Raw genomic sequence first — 21,135 nt, 5'->3', positions numbered from 1 at the left:
TGCTCACCCCCGCGCGGCGGCCGCGTGCCGGTCCCGACCGGCCGGTTGCCCTCGCGTTGCCGGATGCTGGATTCGAGCAGAAGTCGGCGCTTCATCGTCTGCCGCAACACGTGTCAGCGGCTCGAGCGACGCTGTTTCGTGCGGAATTCTGTCCTTTTAACCGAGCTGATGATGCTTGCGCGCGAATCTCCGCCTAGCATGCCAGGAATGCGCCATGATCGCCTGCCCGACGGATTCGGGGTGCGGATTGATCCACGGGTACGCGCATACTCCGGAGGGCGAGTGCTGATCGGCGGTTCGCCCGCCCGGTTGCTGCGACTTGCCCCGGAGGCCGCCGAGATGATCGGCGACGGGTACCTCGAGGTGACCGGACCGAAGTCGGCGACCGTTGCCAGACGGCTGCTCGACTCCGGAGTTGCCAACCCGCGTCCCCGGCTGCTCCCGTCCCCCGAGGACGTCACCGTCATCGTGCCACTGCACAACAACGCCGACGGCCTCGCCCGGTTGCTCGCGGCACTGCGCGGGCACAACGTCATCGTGGTCGACGACGGCTCGGACCAGCCGGTGCAGATCCCGCGCGACCGCGGTACCCGCTGCCGGGTGACCGTGCTGCGGCACGACGAGAAGCAGGGCCCCGCCGCCGCGCGCAACGCCGGATTGAAGGCCGCGACAACCGACTTCGTCGCGTTCCTCGATTCCGATGTGGTGCCGCGCAGCGGCTGGCTCGAGGTGATGCTCGGGCACTTCAGCGATCCGGAGGTGGCGCTGGTTGCCCCGCGGATCGTCGCGCTGGACCCGGAGTCCAACGCTCTCGCCCGCTACGAGCACACCCGCTCCTCGTTGGACCTGGGCAGGCGGGAGGCGGCCGTGCAGTCGCACGGTCTGGTCTCGTACGTGCCGAGCGCCGCGCTGCTGGTGCGCCGCCGGGCGCTGCTGGCTCAGGACGGCTTCGACGAGTCGATGCTGGTCGCCGAGGATGTCGATCTGTGCTGGCGGCTCGAGCAGGCGGGCTGGCGGCTGCGCTACGAACCCGCCGCCCATGTCGCGCACGACCACCGGGTCTCGTTCCGTGCCTGGTTCGGCCGAAAGATGTTCTACGGCACGGGCGCGGCGCCGCTCGGCGAGCGCCACCCCGGGATGGTTTCGCCGCTGTCACTGCCCTCCTGGACGATGCTGGCGGCGTTCCTGTTCGCCACGCTGTCGAAGTGGGGACTGATCGGCGGGCTGATCACCTTGGTCACCGCGCTGGTCCGACTACGCCGGGTCTTCGCGGAGCTGGACAATTCGACGCGGATCGCGGCGATCTATCTGTCCCGTGGTTTCTTCGCCGGGCTGTGGCGGCTGGCCTCGGCGATGTGCAGGCACTACTGGCCGGTGACGCTGCTGGCGATGCTTGCCTCGCGGCGTATTCGGCGCATCGCGATCACCATGGCCGTCGCGGACGGCCTGGCCGACTGGTTCACCCATCGCGATGCCGGTGGCCTCGATCCGGTGCGCTACGTGGCGTACAAGCGGCTCGACGACATCGCCTACGGCACCGGCCTCTGGGTCGGCGCGTTCCGCGCGCGCAGCCCGGAATCGCTGAAACCTACTGCGCCGTCACACTGATCGGCGCGGTCACACCTATCGGATAGGTTCGGATGACCGACACGCTCATCGTCGGGGGTGGTACCGCGGGCTGTGTGCTCGCGGCGCGGCTGAGCGAGAATCCGGACCACACCGTCCGACTGCTGGAGGCCGGACAGCTGTGGCGCGAGCCGGGCGGCTTTCCCACGGAGCTGCTCGACGCCACCCGGCTGCCGGTCGGCGCGGACGCGCCATGGCTGTGGCGCTATCCGGTCACCCTCGCCGACGATGGGGTCGCGGTCGCGGGAAACATCGTGCGCGGCAAGGTGATCGGTGGATCCGGCGCGGTCAACGGCAGCTACTTCGTGCGGGCCACCGGCGCGGACTTCGCGGCATGGAGCCGCGAGCTGGGTTCGTCGAAGATATGGTCCTTCGATTCGGTGCTGCCCACGTACTGCCGATCGGAGCGTGACCTCGACTTCGGTGACCAATCCTGGCACGGTGCGGCCGGTCCGATTCCGGTGCGCCGCAGCGCGAATCCGGCTCCGCTGAGTGAAGAATTCGCTACTGCCTGTGCGGCAGTTGGCTTTCCGGGAGTGCCCGATCTGAACGCAGTCTCCGCCTCGGATGGTGTAGGCGCGGTGCCATGCAATATCGATGACGGCCGGCGCGTCAGCACCGCATCCGGCTACCTACTTCCCGCGTTGTCCAGGCCGAACCTTACTGTTCAGGACGCAACGACGGTGCTACGACTCCGTTTCCGCGGCACGCGCGCGGTCGGCGTCGATGTCGTGCGCGACGATCGAACCGAGACCCTCTGGGCGGACCACATCGTGCTCAGCGCGGGCGCGATCGAATCCGCCGCGACGCTCTTGCGTTCCGGCATCGGCAACGCCGAACATCTTCGGGCACTCGATATTCCGGTCGTGCATCCCGCACCGGTCGGCGCCTGGTTCACCGACCACCCCGAGGTCGGTCTCGAATACCGACTCGACGCACCCGAACGGGCAACCGTCCCACTGGAATACGTGCTGGAGCTGGACGACATCGAAATCCGGCCGTACACGGTCGCTTTCACTCCCGGCATACAGCGCCTCGGTGTCGCCCTGATGCGGCCACAGTCCGCGGGCGCGTTGCGACTGCGCTCGGCCGACCCCGCGATACCGCCGGTGATCGAGCACCGATATCTCGCGGCCGAGCACGATCGAACCCGGCTGCGCGGGGCTGTCGCGACGGCGTCCGAGGTGCTGCACCGGATGTCCGCGCGAGCACGGACCGACCCGATGCCAGGGACGCCGAAAACCGCCGATGGCTGGCTGCACGCGAACCTGGCTACCTCGCAACATCTCTCCGGAACCTGCCGGATGGGCCAGGCGAACGACGAGCGAGCGGTGGTGGACGAGTTGTGCCGAGTGCACGGCGTGGCCGGTTTATCGGTGATAGATCTCTCCGTCGTCCCGGTGCCGCTGAGCCGCGGCCCGCAGGCGACCACGGTGATGATCGCGGAAAACGTCGCGGAGTTCCGATCTCGAGGATGAGCATCCACCCATGGCCGCGGCACCGGTCCAGAAGTATTTAGTGGAAAGTATTCCGTTGTAATAGTTGAGGGCTTAGTGTTCGCAGTGCGCGGTTCAGCCCCGCGCGAGGTAGTCGGCATACCCGCAGCATCCGCTGCGTGGCTGTGAAGTTGGAGGATCGATCAAGAGCTAGATGGAACCTTCAGCGGCGCGCCGTTCGCCCGCCGGTGACCCCGGGTCGCCGATCTCATTCACAATCTGTCGGATCTCATGCGGTGACGTCGGCACGTCACCCGCTTTTGCCGAATTGCGGTGCTGGTCGATGCGCAGCCGACGACCCAACTGGCCGGTGGTGGCGTGCGGCTGCCCGAAGGCTGTCGGCCGGCCGAAGTTTCGGCAATCGAGGAGGCGCTGGTGTACGGCAGGGGTTTGATCGAGGTCGGCGCGCGCTTACCGGAGCCCACCGAAGGCTGTGACAGCCGAGCGGTTGCCGGGCACTGTCGGTGTCAGTCGTCCGGAATCGACCGAAAACGATCCTCTCGCCGCGCCGCGCCTGGCGTCGGGCGAGCTGTATCTGTCGGGGGTACAGCTCATCCCCGCATCTGCTCAAATGACGCTTGCCGTCGACAAAGTCGAAGCAATCGTCATCGAACTACCCGGTCTGCCGGTGGTCACCAGTACGCTGGATACCAGCGCGGCCATGTTCGAGCTTCAGTCGACGGATATCGAAACCTCGGCGACCAAGGGCTCAGTCGGCGCGCAAAGCTTCGCCGGTGCCGGACTCAGGGAAGGTCCGGCACCGGCGGGGATTCACCCGGAATTCCCGGACGCCCCGGTTCTCTTCGGGTGCTCCGTTGCCACCCGTCTCTCGCCGTGGCAACCGTCAGCCGCCGCGCCCCGGCCCGGATCGCTCGTTCAGCACTGAAGAACGCTCCGGCACCGCGCATTTCATGGTCTTCATGGCGTCGATACCGAATGCCGAGCGGGGGTACTGAGCACTGCATTACGCTCCGCAGTGCATTCGCCTCTCTGGGGCATTGCCCGCGCTGGCCGAGCCGCGCGTGTGTGAGTTGATCGGAGTGCGGGTGCACACATCGGTACGGACCGACAGAGTTCACCGTCGATCAACTGACCGATGCGTCCACGTCGTCCGCACCGATAGGCGGGACCGGCACGACCCAGCCGGCCGCCGGTGCTGGATGCGCGCCGCTACCCGCCGCAACCGGTACCCCGCTCGCCATCGGCGAACCGTTGCCCGCGACAACGCTTCAGCGGTGCACGAGCACCGCACCCGCGACGGTCAGGATCGGCAGCCAACGCACCGCCCTCGTGGGGCACGCTGACCGCACCTAGCCCCCTACCACCCCCACACCTGACCCAACCAGGAAGAAGGAAACCCGATGAACAACCCTTTCGATGACGATGGCGCGCAGTTCTATGTGCTGATCAACGAGGAGGGTGAGCACTCCCTCTGGCCGATCTTCGCCGCCGTACCCGGCGGATGGACCATCGCCTACGGTGCCGCCGCCCGTAAAGCGTGTCTGCACTACGTCGAAACCCATTGGCTCGATATGCGACCCAAGTCACTCATCGAGGCCATGTCCAACGAAAGTCCCTGAGGTTCACCGAACCACCCGAAACCACCCGTATAGGCGGGGTGCGTCGGTCCACATCCCCTCTGCTGACCGGCGCGCCCCGCCCCCTACTCGTACTTCGCTGCGCCCCAGTGCATCATGGACGTATGACGAATCAACGGTTCACCCCCACACTGCCTGAGACGTTGATCGAAGCTGCCCGCCGCTGGGCGGCCGGACGTCCGACACACGCACAAACACAACAGATCAGCGGCTGGCTGGACGCCATCATGCACCGCGGCCACCCACAGGACGCCGCGAAGTCATAGCGCCACAGCGGCGCGGTCCGCTATGCCTTCACTCGCGCCGACTCGATCACCGAGCGGGCATGCTGACGCCACTCCGTCACCGTGCGCCCGCGAAATCCGGTGAGCGCCGCGTCGAACTGCCTGGCGCGCTTGGTGACGGTCAGGCCGATATAGGTGTGATGACTGGTGATCGCTTGTGTCGCAACGGAACACGCTTCGTCGATCTCGCCTGCGCTCAGCAACGCGGTGGCGTGTTCGAAGCGGACCAGGGCGGGCTCCATTGTTTCCTGTGGGTCGTACAGGGCGAGCGCGCGGGCCGCGGCCTTGGCGGTTTCGGTAGCGTGGCCGAGATCGGAGTAGCCGATCGCCTGATAGAAGGCGAGCTTTTCCGGGCGATAGGAAAAGATCCCCACCGTAAGCTCTTCTTGCCCAACATTTTCCAATGCGCGGCCGGATTTCTCGATACACCGAGCAAACTGGACGGCATTTCCCAACCTGGCGTGCGCTCTGGCCGCCATTCCCCACAGCCAGGCCGCGGCGGGACCGTGCGCCGGATTTTCTTCTAGACGCCCACCGAGCAAGTTCAAGACTTCCTTCGGTTTGTCACTGTACGTCGGTAAATATGCGAGACCGGCCAGCGCGATATCCTCGGAATAGCGATCGCCGATGTCTTGCGCGGCATGGATGGCGGTGCCGTACCACATCCTGGCCTGTCCCAAATGTCCTTCGTTGAACAGGATTTCGCCGACCACATTGGCCAGCCTGCCTGCCGTGCGCACCAGCCGGACCTGATGGTGGGTGGCCTGCCGCTGCGCGAGAGTGCCACGGACGGTACGGAATTGCTCGAGTGTGGTGTGTAGCAACTCGTGCGGCGGCACCTGCACCACGCGTTTGCCGAGCGCCGCCGCGGACTGCTCGAGCAGCCCGAGTCGCCGTTCGCTGATCGATCCGGCATCCAGGGTGGCCAGCATCTTCTCCGGCTCGCCCGCGACCAGGTCCGCGGCCTTGCCGGTCAGGCCGACCCCGATGCAGGCCAATAACTCTCGCCTTCGCACGTCGTCATCCTCGACTTCCTTGTCGAGCCCGATGTCCCTACCGAGCTGGGTATCCGTATCGGGCGCCGAGGCGGCGGCTTCGGAGTCGAAGCCGGAGTCCCGGCCCGCGGTGACGGCACGCTCGAATCGTGCGACGACGACCGGATCGGCTTTTGACACGACCTGGTCGAGCAGACGTTGGCTTGCGGCATGCATCCGGGTTGTCCGGCCGTTTTCCCACAAGACCACGGTGCGCGGGGTGACGCCCACCAGACGCGCGAATTCGTAACGACTTCGCCGCATCGCGGCACGAAGCGCACGGACATCCTCGCCCGTCCAGTCGATCTCAACCATAGGTCCTGACTCCTCGCACCAGGCTGATACAAACGGAAACTACCCGCAATTACCGCATTCGGGTCTGTTATCCACCGAATCGCAACCTGCACGCTGAATCAGCACCCGGCGCCGGGGTTCTGCCCAAACCCTTACGAGGGCGCCGGCATTCCGGAATCCGATGCACGGTCCCGACACGGCCCGATCCATCCGTGTCGCGCGTGAATCCGGTGGCGCCTTTAGGCGCCGGGTGCACTGTCTTTACCCGGAGGTGAACAATGGACGTATTGCGCTCGGATGTACCAGAATTGTGGCTGGTACAGAGCCGCGACTGCGCGCAGGATCCGGTGGGCCTCAGCTACGACCGAGCGCGATTCATCCTTACCGTGCACGGCGGCCACGGCGCCCGCTGCCACCAATACCTCGCCGCCTCGGCCTACTGCTTCCGCAGGGCCGTCGACAAGTAAAAAGGCGGGCCCGGCCGAAGCCGAGCCCGCTGTATGCCGGGGTTGATTCAGGCCGCCGCCGACAGCGCCTCGAACTCCTTGTCGGTCAGCGTGATCCGCGCGCCCTCGGTGTTCTCCTCCAGATGCGCGATGCTGGAGGTGCCCGGAATGGGCAGCAGCACCGGCGACCGGCGCAGCAGCCAGGCCAGGGCGAGCTGTGCCGGGGTCGCGCCGTGTTCCTTGGCGATCGCGTCGAGCGGGCCGCCCGGCTTGGCGAGCTCACCGGTGGCGATGGGGAACCACGGGATGAACGCGATGTTCTCCCGCTCGGCGTAGTCGAGCACGTCCTCGTCGGTGCGGTTGGCCAGGTTGTAGAGGTTCTGCACCGAGACGATGGTGGCGATCTCGCGGGCCTGGCGCAGCTGTTCGACGCTCACCTGGGATACGCCGATGTGGCGGATCTTGCCCTCCTGCTGGAGCAGCACGAGCTCACCGAGCTGATCGGCCAGCGGAACCTGGGCATCGATGCGGTGCAACTGGTAGAGGCCGATTTGCTCGACGCCGAGATTGCGCAGGCTGAGTTCGGCCTGCTGGCGCAGGTATTCGGGCCTGCCGACCGGACGCCAGTCGCCGGGGCCGCTGCGGGTCAGCCCGGCCTTGGTGGCGATCACCAGGTCATCGGCGTAGGGATGCAAGGCCTTCCGGATGAGCTGTTCGCTGACGAACGGCCCGTAGGAATCGGCGGTGTCGATGAAATTGACGCCGAGTTCGACGGCCCGGCGCAGCACCCGGACCGCCTCGTCGGGGTCCTTCGGATCGCCCCAGACGCCGGGGCCGGTCAGCTGCATGGCTCCATAGCCGAGCCGGTGGACGGGAAGGTCACCGCCGAGCGCGAAGGTGCCGGACGCTTCGGCGGGCCGTGCGTGGAGGTTGGTGCTCATGACTCCACCTCGCTGGCGCTCGGCTCCGTCATGCGCAAGGCGCGCTGGCACATGATTCGCTCACTTCGTTCGCTCATGAGTTCGGTTCCTTCCGAAGTAGAATTACGCGAAAGCGGACGAGCCGGTACGACGTCGCACGGCGACGTCGCTTCCGCAAGCAACGTCTCTACCGCCCCGTCGATTCCCCGCACGAGGGTTGTGGTCGCGGCGAGCGAAACCTCAGCCGATCGCCCGCAGCAATTCCGCCGCCACCAGCGCGGACGAGGCCGGGTTCTGCCCGGTGATCAGGTTGCGGTCGACGACGAGCTTCGGCGCCCACGGCTCGCCCTCCTGGAAGTCGGCGCCGAACTCGACGAGCCGATCCTGCAGCAGCCACTTGGCCTTGTCGGCCAGGCCGGCCTGCTGCTCCTCCAGGTTGGTGAAGCCGGTGAGGGTGTAGCCCGCGAAGGCGTTGCTGCCGTCGGGGCCGACCGCGGCGAGCAGCGCGGCGGGGCCGTGGCACACGATGGCCAGCGGCTTGCCGGATTGCAGTGCGGTGGTGAGGAGTTCGCCGGACTCGGCGTTCACCGCGAGATCCTCCATCGGCCCGTGACCGCCGGGATAGAAGACTCCGGCATAGTCGGCGAGGTCGACTTCGGACAGTTTGACGGGGTGCCGCAGCTCGGTGCTGGCGGCCAGCACCGCGGCGCGCTTGTCGGCGCCTTCCTGGCCGCCGTTGAAGTCGGGGGACAGGCTGCCCTGGTCGACGGGCGGCACGACGCCGCCGGGGGTGGCGACGACGACCTCGTGGCCCGCGGCCTTCGCCGCCTCATACGGCACGGCGAATTCCTCGGCCCAGAATCCGGTCGGATGCGGAGTGCCGTCGGCCAGGGTCCAGGTGTCGGCACCGGTCAGTACAAAAAGTAGTTTCGCCATGTCATCGACACTAGGACCGTCTCCGTAGACTAACGAATTGGATCGCCGATATCAGACATCGGAATTCTGATGGGACTTGCGCTCGGCGAAGACCGTGCGTGCCACCGCGATTCCGTTGAGCGCGGCGGGGAATCCGGCGTACCCGGCCATCTGGATCAGCACCTCGACCACCTCGGTCTCGGTGCCGCCGACATTGAGCAGGCCGTGGATATGCACGCCGAGCTGCGGGGCGACACCGAGCGCGGTGCACATGGCCACCGACACGATCTCGCGCGTCTTCAGATCGAGTCCGGGGCGGGAGTAGATGTCGCCGAAGGAGAACTCGATGAGCAGCCGGGCGAAGTCGGGCGCGATGTCCTGCAACGACGCGATGACCTGCTCGCCCGCGTGCCCGTCGACCTCGGCCAGGGTGGCCGAACCACGCTCGAACCGGTCGCCGTCCGGCGTCCCGGGCGCGGCGGGCTCGGTCGGCAGATTCGTCCGCGTGGCGAACACCTCCTTGGCGGCGTTCAGCCCGTTCAGTGCCGCCGGGAAGCCCGCGTAGACGCTCGCGTGGATGAGCACCTCGACGATCTCGGTCCGGGTGCTGCCGACGTTGAGCGCGCCGTCGATGTGGAACCGCAGCTGGGGCGCCGCGTTGCCGAGGGCGGCCAGCGCGCCGACGGTGGCCAGCTGTCGCTCGCGCAGGGTCAGCCCCGGGCGGGAGAGGATGTCGCCGTAGCCGAACTCCACGGTGATGCGGCCCAGGTCGGGAGCGATATCGGCGAGACTGTCCAGCACCGCCGGGCGTTGCTGCCCACCGATTTGCTGGAGCAGCGCGAGTCCGCGCTCGAAACGATCGGGCTGGCCGGTGGAGTGCTGAGTGCTGGTCATGGGGACGACTGTAGAAGTTGGAGTGCGCTCCAGCGCAAGTGCCGCGGCCGACTCATCCTTGAAGGGGAGGTGAGATCAGGGAGAATCTCGGGGTGCGTCCCCGATGTGGGCGGCGACGTCCGCTGCATAGCGTTCAGGTATGCGATTCGGACCGAACATCGTCGCCCTCGCCGCGGTTGCCCTGCTCTCCGGGTGCACGTCGGATCGGCAGGCGGATGCCGCCCCTACCGGTGTGCCGGACAACAAGATTCGGGCCGTGCAGGCCGATATCGACGGCATCGTGGCGTCGGGGGCGACCGGGGCGATTGCCACCGTCACCGATAACGGTAAGACGGTCGCGCTCGCCGGCGGTGTCGCCGACGTCGCTACGGGCGCGAAGATGCCGGTGGATCCGGCGCAGCGTGTGCGGATCGGCAGCATCTCGAAAACCTTTGTGAGCTCGATCGTTTTGCAGCTCGTCGCGGAGGGCAAGGTGCGGCTGGACGATCCGGTCGAAACCTATCTGCCCGGCCTGCTGAAGGGGGATGGGATCGACGGTCGTGCCATCACGGTGCGCCAGGTCCTGCGCCACCAGAGCGGCTTGCCGGAGATCACCAAGGATCCACGCGTCGACGAATATCGGGCGGCACAGGAGAACCGGATCATGACTCCTGCCGAGGGAATGGCGATCGCGCTGGCGCGTCCCGCCGACTTCGCGCCCGGCACCCGCTTCGAGTACAGCAACACCAACTACTACGTCGCGGCCATGCTTATCGAAAAAGTAACCGGCGCACCGTATGTCGACGAACTGAATCGGCGCATCCTGCAGCCGCAGGGCCTGGCCGACACCTATCTACCCGGCCCGGGCGATCACGAAATCCGCGGCCCACATCCCAAAGGTTATGCGGTAGTGGACGGTACGCTCACCGACGTCACCCGCATCGAACCATCGGTGCCATGGGCGGCAGGCGCCTTGATCTCGACGGGCGCCGACCTGAACCGCTTCTACTCGGCCTTGCTCGCCGGTCAGATAGTCCCCGCCGCGGAACTGCGCGAGATGCGCGACGGCGTGCTGATGGACGAAGACACTCAGATGCACTACGGACTTGGTCTCGGGTACGTCAAATTGTCATGCGGTGCAGAGTATTTCGGGCATTCTGGCGGAATCTATGGCTTCAACACCGTATCCGGCGCGACACCGGACGGCCGCGCGGTCACCTTCGCCTTCAACAAGGGACTGGATTCGATGCCCGACCTGGTCGGCATGCTCGGCCACGCGTTGTGCCCGTAGGGCTTTCCTCGAGGGGTCTCCGCCGTCCGGGCGCTCAGCGTCCGGACGGCGGTGTCATGTCCCGCCTCGGCTCAAATGAGGTTCTTCTGCTTGCGGATTCGGCGGCGGACGTCTGCCATCAGGCTGTGGGTTCCGGCGTGGCGGAGGAAGCGCGGGATGAATCGGTTGACGAAAGCGACGAAGACGAAGAGGTGTTCGAAGCGGCGCTGGTCGGTGGACGTCCATTCGACCTGAAGTTGTTCGCGAAAGATGGGGGCTAGGAAGCCGATCGTCAGGAATTTCAACAGGTTTCGAAACGGTAGCCGCAGACTCCAGTGGATCATTCGCAGGTTCAGCAGGTCGTTCAGGTAGTCGCGCACGAACTCGTCGATGACGACCTGCTCGCAGGCCTTGTTCCAGTACTGATCGAATTCCGCACGGGTGGCGGGCCACATCTGTTCGGTCACCTGGAGTGTGGTGCCCAGCGTCGAGGACGATACGTAGAACGCCTCGGCCTGCTCATCGCTCATTCGGCCTTGCAGCAGTTGGTAAGTGTCCTCGAAGCCGATGTACAGGCAAGCGGCGACCCATAATTGGAGATCCCGGTCGAACGCGTTGTACTTCACCGGGGCGCCTGGCGCTGAATGCACCTGCCGGTGGGCGACATTCACCGCCTCCCGATAGGCGAGGCGCTCCTGCTCGGTGCCGAGAATCGCGACGGCCAGATACTGCGTCGTGGTGCGGGCCCGCTTCCATGGGTGCCGCATCAAAGAGCCGGACTCGACCTTGCTCTCCGCGACGCCGTACCCGACGCCTGGCCGGGCCATCTGCATCGCGACGTTGGCCGCCGCGCCCGCGAAGGACCAGAAGTCCAGCGCGTCGGTCAGCGCGAGCGGCCGCTTGGTGACCGGGCGGTGGGCGGTGCCGATGTGGATCCGCGTGCGGTCCTTCGACAGTGCGGCGGCGTGTTCCGAGGAGCGAGCGGCGGCGGTCATAGGGGAGTCCTCTCGTGTCCGGAATCGACTCCGCAAGGCATTAATAGCATGTGAACTACTGATAACTTAAGTGCGCCGGGGGCTGTGCGTCAACGGGTCGGGCTGCATGGGAATATTCGTGGCTGTCTGGCTGTGAATGTGTGCGAAAGGCTTCCATAAAGTCCGGAATCGTGCGTAACATACGGGCCCATACCGGACCGCGAGGTGTCCGGCTGGATCCAACGGCGGGTCCCTATTCGGGTGCTGCCGTGGGCGGCCGGTCGTCTTCGACCGGCACGCGAAAGGACGCGCATGTTCAAGAGGCTGGATCGGATATTCAGCTACGAGATGAAGGTCTCGGAGTTCCTCGGGACGCTGATCATCCTCGGCATCCCGTACGGGTTGATCGGTGTGGTCTGGACGCTCACGCACACCGGGCACCTCCGCGATATGCACGGCATCGACGTGGTCATCTCATTCCTGGGGTCGATCGTGTGCTGGCCGGTGCTCACCTTCTCGAACGTGTGCATGACCTGATGATGATCTTGGTCTTGCTCATCGACATCGTGGTGATCGGCGTGCAGGTCCTCGGCGGCCGCAGGCGGGTCAATCCGGTGCTGCGGTACGGCCTGTGGCTGGCCGTGCTGAGCATCGTCGTGGCGGGCATCGCCGTCGTCGGCTACCTCCTCGTGTTGCTGCAGCGGCAGTTGAGCGGCGCCGCGTGAACGAGCGTCAGCGAGGCGGAGTCGTGAGTGGGAGAGGCAATAACCCGTGACCATCACCGAACGACCGCCGGATCGGACCGATCTGGAGAAAGCCGTCGACGACCTGCGGGGTCTGTGGCAGCGGCACCCGCAGCGCTCGCTGGAGACGCTGGGCAGGCAGGTGCGGCTCGGCCGCGACGCGGTGCTCGAGATGCTGCGCGCGCTGCTCACGCGCCGGTTCCCGTTCCAGGAATTCATCAAGCAGTGCGCGTTCATGGCCAATGTGTCGGCCGCGCCGACGGTGTTCGTCGCGATACCGGTGGCGGTGGTGGTCTCGATCCAGCTCGGCGCGTTGGTGAGTCAGGTCGGCGCGACCACCTTCATCGGCGCGGTCAGCGGGCTCGGCATCATTCGGCAGGGCGCACCACTGGTCACCTCGCTGATGATCGCGGGGGCGGTCGGCTCGGCCATCTGCGCGGACCTCGGCTCCCGCACCATCAGGGAGGAGATCGACGCCATGAAGGTGATGGGCGTCGATCCGATCCGCAGGCTGGTCGCGCCGCGGCTGGCGGCCGCGGTGCTGGTGAGCATGCTGCTGTGCGGATTCGTGGTCTTCGTCGGCTTCGCCACCGGCTATCTGTTCAATGTCTACGCGCAGGGTGGCACCTCGGGCTCGTTCATCAGCACGTTCGCCTCCTTCGCCGTCGCGAACGATCTGATCGTCGCGCTGCTGAAGGCCGCGATCTTCGGCGCGTTGACCGCGATCATCGCCTGCGATATCGGCCTGCACACCAGGGGCGGACCCGGCGGCGTCGCGAACTCGGTGAACGCGGCGGTGGTCAATTCCGCGTTGATGCTGTTCGCCACCAACATCATCATCACCCAGGTCTACAACACGCTGTTCCCGGCGAAGGTGCTCTGAGATGGGCTCGCGCTATACGCCACCGGCGTTGCAACCGTTCCGGATGGTCGGCGGCGTTGTCCGCGGGCCGGTGCGGGCCAATCAGCGGCTCGGCCATCAGGCCATCACCTTCGTCGCGGCGATCGCGGCAATACCGTTCGCGCTGAAGCACTATCGCAAGGAAGTGCTGCGGCTCACCGCCGACGTCGGGTGGGGTAACGGGTCGCTGATCGTCGGCGGCGGCACCGTCGGCGTCGTCGTCATCCTGTGTGGCTTCGGCGGGATCACCGTCGGCATGGAGTCCTACACCGCGCTGAACCTGCTCACGATGAACCCGCTGACCGGCGCCATCTCCGGGTTCGCCACCACCCGCGAGATCGGGCCGATCCTGGCGACCCTTGCCTTCGCGATTCAGGCGGGTTGCCGATTCACCGCGCAGCTCGGCGCGATGCGGATTGCCGAGGAGATCGACGCGCTGGAATCCATTGCCATCCGCCCACTTCCGTACCTGATCAGCACCAGGATGATCGCGGCGACATTGACCATCGTCCCGCTGTACAGCGTGGGACTCGCGGTCGCGTATCTGATGACCAAGCTGTCGGTGCTGTTTCTCGGCGGCACCTCGGCGGGCACCTACGACCACTACTTCTTCCAGTTCCTCAACGGCACCGACGTCTTCTATTCGGTGCTCAAAGTGGTGGTGTTCGTGCTGATTTCGACGTTCCTGCAGTGCTACTACGGCTACGTCGCCACCGGCGGGCCCGAGGGGGTCGGGCAGGCGGCGGGACGCGCGATCAAGATGGTGATCGTTGTCATGGTGTTCGCGAATCTGTTTCTCACGCTGGCGATCTGGGGCATCGATCCCGGCATTCGGATCTCGGGATAGGCGGCGACATGATCATCGATCCCAGTGGCCGCGGGCCGAGCCCGAGGCAGCTCTCGCTCTCGGGCATCGCGCTGACGACCGTCGTACTGCTGCTGTTGTTCCTGCTCGGGTTGCGCTACACCGGCCGTTTCGAGGACAACGTCGGCGTTGTCGCCCTGCTCACCAGCACCGGTGACGGGCTGCCCGAACACGCCGATGTGAAGTTCCGCGGCATGACAGTCGGTTCGGTGGCCGGTGTGCAGGTGGTCGCCAAGGGCGAGCGGCAGCGCGCCGAGATCGATCTGAAACCGGCTGTGGCGTCGATGATTCCGGCGGCCGTCACGGCGCGGGTGATACCGAGCAACATCTTCGGCGTGACGGCGATCGAGCTCGTCGACAACGGGCAGACCGCCGAGACCTTGCGCGCCGGAGCGGAGATTCCCGAGGACACCAGCGAGGGCACTGTTGCGCTGCAGACCACGCTCAGCGTGCTGCGGGATGTGCTCGACCATATCCAGCCGGAGAAGCTCGGCCGGGTACTCGCCACCCTCGCCGACGCGCTCGACCCGTCCGTGCGGGTACCAGGTTCCACCATCGAACGCCTGGACCTGTGGCTTACCCAGATGCATGCTATTCCGGGGATCGGCAACCTGCTCGGCGATCTCGGCCGTGCCACGACGGCGTTGAGCGTGTCCGCGCCCGATCTGGTCGGGGTGCTGTCGGATTCGGTGACCACCGCCCGGACGCTCACCGAACGGCGCGACCAGTTCGTCGCGCTGCTGACCAATGCGAGCGGCGCGGTCGACTCGGTGAATTCGTTGTTCGCCCGCAACCCCGACGCGGGCAAGGAAGTGGTCTCCGGCCTCGGCGAACTGTTCGGCAGCCTGGCCGAGGATCCGCGGGCGCTGCAGCAGACGGCGGCCAATCTCAATGTCTCCCTGCAGAAGTTGCGCTCGGTCTTCGGCTTCGGGCCGAGTCGCCAGATGATCTGGAAGATGGACGTGTCCTTCACCCCGTTCCAGCAGTACACGGCCGCCGACTGCCCGCGCTATGGCAGCATGGCCGGGCCGCGCTGCGGCGGCGCCTCGGTGCCGGAAGTCGCTCCGCCACAAGAATATCCGGCGCAGCAGACGCCGAAGTGGTTGGACGCGGCTGGTCCAGCGCCGACGGTACCGACACTGCCCGCCATCCCCGGCATTCCGATGATTCCCGGACTCACTGCTCCGGCCGCCGCGAAAGACCCGGCGCCTAATAGCCAAGGACCCAGCGGTTTACGCGGCTCGGACGCGGTCGCGGCGATCCTCGGCGGTAAGCCGACCGCCGCCCAGTACCTGCTGCTCTCGCCGCTGCTGGCCGGTGGCTCGGTGACCCCGGCGGACCAGGGCGGTGACCATGAAATCAGGTAAGGCGCTGATCGGCTTCAGCCTCTTCGCCGTGGTCGCGGTCGTGCTGACGTACACGATCTGGTCCACCCTGCAGCGCTCGGTGAGCGGTGACACCGATTCCTACTCCGCCACCTTCTCCGACGTCCTCGGCCTGCGCGTCGGCGACGACATCCGGATGGCGGGCGTGCGGGTCGGCCGGGTGGACGGCATCGACTTCGACGGCGACTACCGTGCCCGCATCGAATTCCGGATCCAGCGCAGGCAGCGGCTCACCACCACCACGAAGGCCCTGGTGCGCTACCAGAACCTGATCGGGCAGCGCTATATCGCGCTGGTGCCGGGCGCGGGCGACGGGCAGGCGCTCGCGGCGGGTTCGGCGATACCGCTCGAGCGCACCGAGCCCTCGTTCGATGTGTCCGCGCTGCTGTCGGGCTTCGAGCCGTTGTTCAGTGTGCTGCAACCGGATCAGATCAATTCGCTGTCGGAGACGTTGATCCAAGCCTTGCAGGGCAACAATGTCTCGCTCAGCGCGTTGATCACCCAGGCCGCCGAACTCGCCGGCACCTTCGGTCAGCGCGACAAGATTCTCGGCGACGTGATCAGCAACCTGAGCAGTGTCATCGCCGGGCTCGCGCATCGCAGCGGCGAGCTGGAAACACTGATCACCCAGGCACGTTCGCTGGTCGAGTCGCTGTACGCGCAGGGGGAGTCGCTGAAGGGCTCGGTGGATCAGGTGGCCACCTCGACCGACTCGCTGGCCCGGCTGATCGGCCAGGTCAAGCCGAATATCGCGCGGGCACAGAACGATGCGACGAGCGGGGTGGCGCTGCTGCTGCTCAACGGCGCCTCGCTGGACCAGACGGCCGTCGAGCTGCCGAGTCTGCTCAATGGCATCGCCAGGTTCACCAGCTATGGCGCCTACGCCAACGCCTACATCTGCCGCCTCGATGTCTCGCTGTGGGGCGTGCTGCTGCCACCCGGGCTCTTCTCGCAGGTCGGCGGCAATTCGCAATCGGAGGTGTGCCGATGATGACACGAGCGCGAGCCCTGGTCGGACGCGTCCGATTGCCACGCAACAGGTTGCTGTGGCTGGGCCTGCTCGCCGCGGGTTCGGTGGTCTTGTTGCTAGTGGGCTCCAGCGTGTTGTCCGAGGCTCGCTTGGGGGACAAGACAATTCAAGCGGAGTTCGCCCAGGCGGCGGGACTGCGGGCGGGCGCGTCGGTGGATGTGTCCGGCATCGAAGTGGGTTCGGTGGGCGCGGTGCGGCTCGATGGCGCGAAAGTTGTGGTGGACCTGCGGGTACGCCGGGATCTGCGGCTCGGTCCTGACACGCACGCGGCCATCAAGATGACAACCATTCTGGGCAAGTTGCACGTCGAGCTGGTGCCAGGCAACGGAAAAGGGCTGCCGGGCAACAGGATCGCGCTGGCGAATACGTCCGTGCCGTACAACCTCGGCAAGGTCATTCGTGATCCGGTGTACAAGTCGTCGTTCGAGCACATCGAGCGCATCGATCCGGTCAAGCTGCGCCAGTCGCTGGACCTGCTCAGCACGCAGATGGGCGATTCGCCGCAGCTCACCGTGGAGGCGCTGAACAGCGTCGGCGCGCTCGCCAAGGTGATCAACGATCGCCGCGACGAGGTCGACGTGCTGTTGAAGAGCATGGATCAGGTTTCGCAGCTGGTGTCGGACAATCGCAACAGCGTGCTGCTGCTCCTCACCCGCGGCGAGGCGATCGGGAATGCCGTCGCGCAGCGCCAGACCATGCTGAAGTCGTTGCTGGACAACGTCGCCGAGCTCTCCCGGTTGCTGCAGCAGATGGGCCTGGAGAACAACGATCAGCTCGGGCCGATGATCCAGAGCCTGAACACCATGTCCGAGGGCCTGGAGAAGAACCGGGACAACCTCGACTCACTCTACGAGATCATGCCGGTTGCCTTGCGGCAGTTCAACAATGCGCTCGGCAACGGCCCTTACGGCGATGTGTGGGCGCCGTGGATCTTCCCGGACAACTGGTTGTGTTTCGCCGGCGCGGTACAGGGGTGCAACTGATGAAAATAGGTACTTTCCTGAAAACCGCCGTGCTGTGCTGGGTCGCCGCGGTGGCCTCCGGCTGCTCGTTGCTGCCGGACAGCCTGAGCGGACTGCCGGATCAGTATCTCGGCGAGCATCTGCGGATCAGTGCCGATTTCGAGAACGTCGCCGGACTGTACGCGGGCAACGACGTCGCGATCCTTGGCGTCCCGGTGGGCCGGGTCGACACGGTGACGGCCAAGGGCAGCTATGTCGAGGTGACCATGTCCATCGACAAGAGCGTCAAGGTGCCCGCCGACGCGATCGCGGCACTCGTTTCGCCGCAACTGATCACCAACCGGCACGTCGAACTCGCGCCCGCTTACGAAGGCAACGGTCCGGTGCTCGCCGACGGCGCGCACATCCCGCTCGAACACACCCGCACCCCGGTCGAACTCGACCGTATCCTGGACAATTTCGATCAGCTCGGCCGAGCGTTGCAGGGCGACAACAAGACCGGGCCGATGGCGAGCCGGGTGCTCTTCCCGCTGCTGGACGGCAACGGGGACAAACTGCGCGCGACGCTCGACGCGATGTCCTCGGCGTTCGAGGTGAGCCTGGCCAATGGCGACCAGATCTCCAACACCATCGTGAAACTCAACGAGATCACCCAGATCATCGCCGAGAACGACCAGACGGTGCGCGATTTCAGCGGCAGGCTCACCGACATGGTTCAGCTGATGGGTGAGCAGGCGCCCGGGCTGCAGGCCGTGCTGACCCAGCTCAACGACTTCGTCACCAACACCTCCACGGTGGTGGGCACCAATCGCGAGCAGTTGCTCGGCGCGCTCACCCGATTCACCGGCCTCACCGCGCAGATGCGGGCGAACGCGCGCTCGGTCACCGAAATCGCCGACGTCACACCGCTGTTCTTCCAGAATCTCGCCAACGCGACCAGCAAGGAACATCAGGCGCTGCGCCTGCACGGCCTGCTGGACAAGGCGGTCCTCGACGGCGAGGCGCTGTCGGTGTTCTGTGAGCGGGTGCAGATGCGTCTCGATGGTTGCCGCACAGGCAAGATCCAGGATTTCGGCCCCGACTTCGGGCTCACCGCCGCGCTGCTCGGACTGACCAAATGAGGACGCGAACCTCGGGCCGCCCGTCGCCCGGCCCCCGCGCCCCACGACATCGCTGTGCGCTGCTGTTGACGATCGTCGTCGCGGTGGCGGTCGGCGCGACCTCGGGTTGCGCGGTGACGGTGGACAATGTGCCACTGCCCAAGCCAGGTATCGGCGGTCCGAGTTACACCCTGCACGCGGTGTTCCGCGACGCCCTCAACCTGCCCGCGAACGCGCACGTCAAGATCGGCGGCACCGACGTCGGCATGGTCTCCGCGATCAGCACCACCGACTTCCTCGCCGACGTGGAGATGCGGATCCGTGAGGACATCCAGCTGCCCCGCGGCACCACCGCGGAGCTGCGCCAGGCCACCCCGCTCGGCGACATGTTCGTCGCGATGACCCTGCCCGCCAAGCAGGACAGCGCCGAGCTGCTGCGGTCCGGCGACACCATCGCCCCCGACCACACCGCGACCGGCGCCTCGGTGGAGCAGCTGATGATGTCGGTCTCGCTGCTGCTCAACGGCGGTGGCCTCAACCAGGCGGCGCGGATCACCTCCGAGATGAACTCCATGTTCGCCGGGCGCGCGCCGGAGCTGTCGCATCTGATCACCGAGATGACCGACGTGCTCGCCGCGCTCAACCGGCGCACCGCCGACGTCGATGGCGTGCTGTCCGGACTCAATACGTTGACCGGCGAATTGGCGAGGCGCAAAGCCGAATTGGGTGCCGCCGCGGACACCTTCCCGCCGCTGATCGGGTTGGTCGCCGAAAACAACAGGGCCATCGCAGATCTCATCGCCAAGGTCTCGGTGACCATGGCCGCGCTCGGCGACTTCACCGACACCACCGGCCCGGACTTCCTCAGCCTGTTCGACAGCATTCAGCGCCTCATGTCCGGATTCGCCCAGATGGGTGACGATCTCGCGGGGGCGCTGGACGGGCTGCACGCCATCTACCCGTCGATCTCGGCCAGCCTGGACGGTCCGGTACTCGCGGTCGCGGCCACCGTGTCCTATCTCAGCGTGGGCGCGCTGACCGATCCGAAGGGCAGCAGGCCACCCGAAATCGGTGATGTGCCAGCATTTGTCGGCAGCCTGGCGCAGGTCATCGAGAAGGTCATCGGCCGGCTGCAAGGCGGTGGGCGATGAATCCCCCGTTGTGGCAATGGCTGGTCCGGCGCCGGGTCGCGGTGGCCAATGTCGGCCTGATCCTGGTGCTCGTGCTCGGGGTGTCCTACCTCGGCGTCAACGTGCTGCGGATCAATCCGCTGCCGAGCACGTACACGGTGCGGGTGGAGCTGCGGAACTCCGGCGGGCTGGCGGCCAACAACGACGTCACCTTCCGAGGCACCCGCGTCGGCCGGGTCGACGACGTCCGGATATCCGGCGACGGCATCGCGGCGATCGCCGAAATCGACAACACGGCAAAGATTCCGGTGGGCGGCACCGTTGCCGTCGGCCGGCTCTCCGCGGCGGGGGAGCAGTATCTCGACTTCCGGCCGGACGTGGACAGCGGGCCGTATCTCACCGACGGCGCGGTGGTCGAGCGTGCACGGACGACGACGCCGGTGACGGTGCAGTCGGTACTCGGCAGCATGAGCGGTCTGATCGGCGGGATGAACCCGGCGCGACTCAATGTGATCGTCGACGAACTCGACAAGGCTCTCGCCGGTGGCCCGGATCGGTTGCGCAACATGATCTCCGGCATCAGCAGAGCCATGGCCGGGCTGACCGATCTGCTACCGCAGACCAGGCAGCTCATCGAGAACCTCGAGGTGATCGCCGACACCACCACGCACGCGCAACCCGACCTGACCACGCTGACCACCGGCTCCAGCGCGCTGTTCCAGCAGATGACCGCCGCGGATCAGGAGGTACGCAAGTTCCTCGACCTCGGACCCGGCCAGCTGGCCACCCTCGGCGGCATCGTGCGCGACACCGAGGACCCGATGACCAACCTGGTCACCAACTTCGTCGCGATCACCAGAGCCGCGAAGCTGCGGGCACCGGCCATCGCGGCGCTGTTCCCCGCGCTGCGCACGGGCTCGGAGGCGATCGGCGTTCCGGCACACGACAACGCCTATCACACCCTCGTCGATCCCTGGCCGCGACCGAGCTGCGATTACGACACCATCCCCGTGGTGCCGACCAACAAAACCGTCGACACCAGGGTGCGGCTCTACAACTACTGCGTCACCGGCAATCCGGCGCTGCAGGTTCGTGGTTCGGCGAACGCGCCGCGACCGAACGTGCCGGACAACGGATCCGGCCCGCCACCCGGCGTCACCGGTAATGAGCTGTCCCGACCGGCACCTGGTAGATAGGAGTCTCAATGATGCTGTCAAGCCGCTGGCGTAGCCGCGGCAAGCCTTTGTGGTTCCCAAGTACGGTTGTCACGCAGCAGAGCCCACAGCACG

22 protein-coding genes are annotated in these 21,135 nt (G+C 66.3%); 17 read left to right on the top strand and 5 right to left on the bottom strand.

Going from position 1 to position 21,135, the window contains the following annotated elements; translation table 11 throughout:
• Positions 1 to 207 precede the first annotated feature (207 nt).
• From mftF to ACIBCN_RS10155, 5 genes are all read left to right on the top strand, one after another.
• Positions 208 to 1,608: a mycofactocin biosynthesis glycosyltransferase MftF gene (gene mftF, locus ACIBCN_RS10175; RefSeq protein WP_396991209.1), complete on the top strand. Its 1,401-nt coding sequence runs from the start codon at positions 208 to 210 to the stop codon at positions 1,606 to 1,608.
• Positions 1,609 to 1,640: 32 nt separating this feature from the next.
• Positions 1,641 to 3,104: a mycofactocin system GMC family oxidoreductase MftG gene (mftG, locus tag ACIBCN_RS10170; RefSeq protein WP_396991208.1), complete on the top strand. Its 1,464-nt coding sequence runs from the start codon at positions 1,641 to 1,643 to the stop codon at positions 3,102 to 3,104.
• A 451-nt stretch (positions 3,105 to 3,555) separates the two neighbouring features.
• Positions 3,556 to 4,008, top strand: coding sequence for a hypothetical protein (locus ACIBCN_RS10165; protein ID WP_396991207.1), 453 nt, complete (start codon positions 3,556 to 3,558; stop codon positions 4,006 to 4,008).
• Between the two features lie 475 nt (positions 4,009 to 4,483).
• Positions 4,484 to 4,702, top strand: coding sequence for an MbtH family protein (locus ACIBCN_RS10160; RefSeq protein WP_396991206.1), 219 nt, complete (start codon positions 4,484 to 4,486; stop codon positions 4,700 to 4,702).
• A gap of 122 nt (positions 4,703 to 4,824) precedes the next feature.
• Entirely contained in the window at positions 4,825 to 4,986 is a 162-nt protein-coding gene (locus ACIBCN_RS10155; protein WP_396991205.1) for a hypothetical protein, read from the top strand.
• Between the two features lie 20 nt (positions 4,987 to 5,006).
• Here ACIBCN_RS10155 and ACIBCN_RS10150 read toward each other — a convergent pair whose 3' ends face one another.
• Complete coding sequence (locus tag ACIBCN_RS10150; protein ID WP_396991204.1) at positions 5,007 to 6,353, bottom strand: helix-turn-helix domain-containing protein; 1,347 nt, start codon at positions 6,351 to 6,353, stop codon at positions 5,007 to 5,009.
• 257 nt (positions 6,354 to 6,610) lie between these two features.
• Here ACIBCN_RS10150 and ACIBCN_RS10145 point away from each other — a divergent pair, with 257 nt between their 5' ends.
• Positions 6,611 to 6,799, top strand: coding sequence for a hypothetical protein (locus tag ACIBCN_RS10145; protein ID WP_396991203.1), 189 nt, complete (start codon positions 6,611 to 6,613; stop codon positions 6,797 to 6,799).
• A gap of 47 nt (positions 6,800 to 6,846) precedes the next feature.
• On the opposite strand, the gene ACIBCN_RS10140 is transcribed toward ACIBCN_RS10145, so the two are convergent.
• The 3 genes from ACIBCN_RS10140 to ACIBCN_RS10130 all read right to left on the bottom strand — a co-directional run bounded on the left by ACIBCN_RS10140 (position 6,847) and on the right by ACIBCN_RS10130 (position 9,507).
• Complete coding sequence (locus ACIBCN_RS10140) at positions 6,847 to 7,719, bottom strand: aldo/keto reductase (protein ID WP_396991202.1); 873 nt, start codon at positions 7,717 to 7,719, stop codon at positions 6,847 to 6,849.
• Between the two features lie 219 nt (positions 7,720 to 7,938).
• Entirely contained in the window at positions 7,939 to 8,634 is a 696-nt protein-coding gene (locus ACIBCN_RS10135) for a type 1 glutamine amidotransferase domain-containing protein (RefSeq protein ID WP_396991201.1), read from the bottom strand.
• A gap of 51 nt (positions 8,635 to 8,685) precedes the next feature.
• Positions 8,686 to 9,507, bottom strand: a complete 822-nt coding sequence (locus ACIBCN_RS10130) for a carboxymuconolactone decarboxylase family protein (protein ID WP_396991200.1) — start codon at positions 9,505 to 9,507, stop codon at positions 8,686 to 8,688.
• Positions 9,508 to 9,646: 139 nt separating this feature from the next.
• Between ACIBCN_RS10130 and ACIBCN_RS10125 the strand changes: the two genes are divergently transcribed.
• Positions 9,647 to 10,777: a serine hydrolase domain-containing protein gene (locus tag ACIBCN_RS10125; RefSeq protein WP_396991199.1), complete on the top strand. Its 1,131-nt coding sequence runs from the start codon at positions 9,647 to 9,649 to the stop codon at positions 10,775 to 10,777.
• Positions 10,778 to 10,848: 71 nt separating this feature from the next.
• On the opposite strand, the gene ACIBCN_RS10120 is transcribed toward ACIBCN_RS10125, so the two are convergent.
• On the bottom strand, positions 10,849 to 11,751 hold the full coding sequence (locus ACIBCN_RS10120) for an oxygenase MpaB family protein (RefSeq protein WP_396991198.1): 903 nt from the start codon (positions 11,749 to 11,751) through the stop codon (positions 10,849 to 10,851).
• A gap of 291 nt (positions 11,752 to 12,042) precedes the next feature.
• Between ACIBCN_RS10120 and ACIBCN_RS10115 the strand changes: the two genes are divergently transcribed.
• Genes ACIBCN_RS10115 through ACIBCN_RS10070 form a run of 10 tightly spaced genes read left to right on the top strand, consistent with a single transcriptional unit; the run spans position 12,043 to position 21,042 of the window.
• On the top strand, positions 12,043 to 12,267 hold the full coding sequence (locus ACIBCN_RS10115) for a hypothetical protein (RefSeq protein WP_396991197.1): 225 nt from the start codon (positions 12,043 to 12,045) through the stop codon (positions 12,265 to 12,267).
• Positions 12,267 to 12,455 (top strand): hypothetical protein, encoded by a 189-nt coding sequence (locus ACIBCN_RS10110; RefSeq protein WP_396991196.1) that lies wholly within the window; start codon positions 12,267 to 12,269, stop codon positions 12,453 to 12,455. The genes ACIBCN_RS10115 and ACIBCN_RS10110 overlap by 1 nt, the downstream gene beginning before the upstream one ends.
• A 46-nt stretch (positions 12,456 to 12,501) precedes the next feature.
• Complete coding sequence (locus ACIBCN_RS10105) at positions 12,502 to 13,356, top strand: MlaE family ABC transporter permease (RefSeq protein ID WP_396991195.1); 855 nt, start codon at positions 12,502 to 12,504, stop codon at positions 13,354 to 13,356.
• Position 13,357: 1 nt separating this feature from the next.
• Positions 13,358 to 14,221 carry an ABC transporter permease gene (locus tag ACIBCN_RS10100; protein WP_396991194.1) on the top strand — a complete coding sequence of 288 codons (864 nt, stop codon included), beginning with the start codon at positions 13,358 to 13,360 and terminating at the stop codon, positions 14,219 to 14,221.
• A gap of 8 nt (positions 14,222 to 14,229) precedes the next feature.
• Positions 14,230 to 15,606 carry an MlaD family protein gene (locus ACIBCN_RS10095; RefSeq protein ID WP_396991193.1) on the top strand — a complete coding sequence of 459 codons (1,377 nt, stop codon included), beginning with the start codon at positions 14,230 to 14,232 and terminating at the stop codon, positions 15,604 to 15,606.
• On the top strand, positions 15,593 to 16,615 hold the full coding sequence (locus ACIBCN_RS10090) for an MCE family protein (protein ID WP_396991192.1): 1,023 nt from the start codon (positions 15,593 to 15,595) through the stop codon (positions 16,613 to 16,615). Before ACIBCN_RS10095 ends, ACIBCN_RS10090 begins: the two co-directional genes overlap by 14 nt.
• Positions 16,612 to 17,637, top strand: a complete 1,026-nt coding sequence (locus ACIBCN_RS10085; protein ID WP_396991191.1) for an MCE family protein — start codon at positions 16,612 to 16,614, stop codon at positions 17,635 to 17,637. Before ACIBCN_RS10090 ends, ACIBCN_RS10085 begins: the two co-directional genes overlap by 4 nt.
• The gene (locus tag ACIBCN_RS10080; protein WP_396991190.1) at positions 17,637 to 18,737 is read left to right on the top strand and encodes an MCE family protein; all 1,101 of its coding nucleotides are present in this window, start codon (positions 17,637 to 17,639) and stop codon (positions 18,735 to 18,737) included. The genes ACIBCN_RS10085 and ACIBCN_RS10080 overlap by 1 nt, the downstream gene beginning before the upstream one ends.
• Entirely contained in the window at positions 18,734 to 19,867 is a 1,134-nt protein-coding gene (locus ACIBCN_RS10075; protein WP_396991189.1) for an MCE family protein, read from the top strand. The genes ACIBCN_RS10080 and ACIBCN_RS10075 overlap by 4 nt, the downstream gene beginning before the upstream one ends.
• A complete protein-coding gene (locus ACIBCN_RS10070; RefSeq protein WP_396991188.1) occupies positions 19,864 to 21,042 on the top strand; it encodes an MCE family protein in 1,179 nt (392 codons plus the stop codon). The genes ACIBCN_RS10075 and ACIBCN_RS10070 overlap by 4 nt, the downstream gene beginning before the upstream one ends.
• Positions 21,043 to 21,135 lie beyond the last annotated feature (93 nt).

This window comes from Nocardia sp. NPDC051052 (genome assembly GCF_044456045.1).
Lineage (GTDB): Bacteria > Actinomycetota > Actinomycetes > Mycobacteriales > Mycobacteriaceae > Nocardia.
The sequence above is the reverse complement of the archived record's forward strand: the minus strand, read 5'-3'. Positions and strand labels throughout refer to the sequence as shown.

Coding starts and splice junctions, on each gene's coding strand:
- mftF (WP_396991209.1), top strand. CDS start 208: ATGCGCCATGATCGCCTGCCCGACGGATTCGGGGTGCGGATTGATCCA.
- mftG (WP_396991208.1), top strand. CDS start 1,641: ATGACCGACACGCTCATCGTCGGGGGTGGTACCGCGGGCTGTGTGCTC.
- ACIBCN_RS10160 (WP_396991206.1), top strand. CDS start 4,484: ATGAACAACCCTTTCGATGACGATGGCGCGCAGTTCTATGTGCTGATC.
- ACIBCN_RS10155 (WP_396991205.1), top strand. CDS start 4,825: ATGACGAATCAACGGTTCACCCCCACACTGCCTGAGACGTTGATCGAA.
- ACIBCN_RS10150 (WP_396991204.1), bottom strand. CDS start 6,353: ATGGTTGAGATCGACTGGACGGGCGAGGATGTCCGTGCGCTTCGTGCC.
- ACIBCN_RS10145 (WP_396991203.1), top strand. CDS start 6,611: ATGGACGTATTGCGCTCGGATGTACCAGAATTGTGGCTGGTACAGAGC.
- ACIBCN_RS10140 (WP_396991202.1), bottom strand. CDS start 7,719: ATGAGCACCAACCTCCACGCACGGCCCGCCGAAGCGTCCGGCACCTTC.
- ACIBCN_RS10135 (WP_396991201.1), bottom strand. CDS start 8,634: ATGGCGAAACTACTTTTTGTACTGACCGGTGCCGACACCTGGACCCTG.
- ACIBCN_RS10130 (WP_396991200.1), bottom strand. CDS start 9,507: ATGACCAGCACTCAGCACTCCACCGGCCAGCCCGATCGTTTCGAGCGC.
- ACIBCN_RS10125 (WP_396991199.1), top strand. CDS start 9,647: ATGCGATTCGGACCGAACATCGTCGCCCTCGCCGCGGTTGCCCTGCTC.
- ACIBCN_RS10120 (WP_396991198.1), bottom strand. CDS start 11,751: ATGACCGCCGCCGCTCGCTCCTCGGAACACGCCGCCGCACTGTCGAAG.
- ACIBCN_RS10115 (WP_396991197.1), top strand. CDS start 12,043: ATGTTCAAGAGGCTGGATCGGATATTCAGCTACGAGATGAAGGTCTCG.
- ACIBCN_RS10110 (WP_396991196.1), top strand. CDS start 12,267: ATGATGATCTTGGTCTTGCTCATCGACATCGTGGTGATCGGCGTGCAG.
- ACIBCN_RS10100 (WP_396991194.1), top strand. CDS start 13,358: ATGGGCTCGCGCTATACGCCACCGGCGTTGCAACCGTTCCGGATGGTC.
- ACIBCN_RS10095 (WP_396991193.1), top strand. CDS start 14,230: ATGATCATCGATCCCAGTGGCCGCGGGCCGAGCCCGAGGCAGCTCTCG.
- ACIBCN_RS10090 (WP_396991192.1), top strand. CDS start 15,593: ATGAAATCAGGTAAGGCGCTGATCGGCTTCAGCCTCTTCGCCGTGGTC.
- ACIBCN_RS10085 (WP_396991191.1), top strand. CDS start 16,612: ATGATGACACGAGCGCGAGCCCTGGTCGGACGCGTCCGATTGCCACGC.
- ACIBCN_RS10080 (WP_396991190.1), top strand. CDS start 17,637: ATGAAAATAGGTACTTTCCTGAAAACCGCCGTGCTGTGCTGGGTCGCC.
- ACIBCN_RS10075 (WP_396991189.1), top strand. CDS start 18,734: ATGAGGACGCGAACCTCGGGCCGCCCGTCGCCCGGCCCCCGCGCCCCA.
- ACIBCN_RS10070 (WP_396991188.1), top strand. CDS start 19,864: ATGAATCCCCCGTTGTGGCAATGGCTGGTCCGGCGCCGGGTCGCGGTG.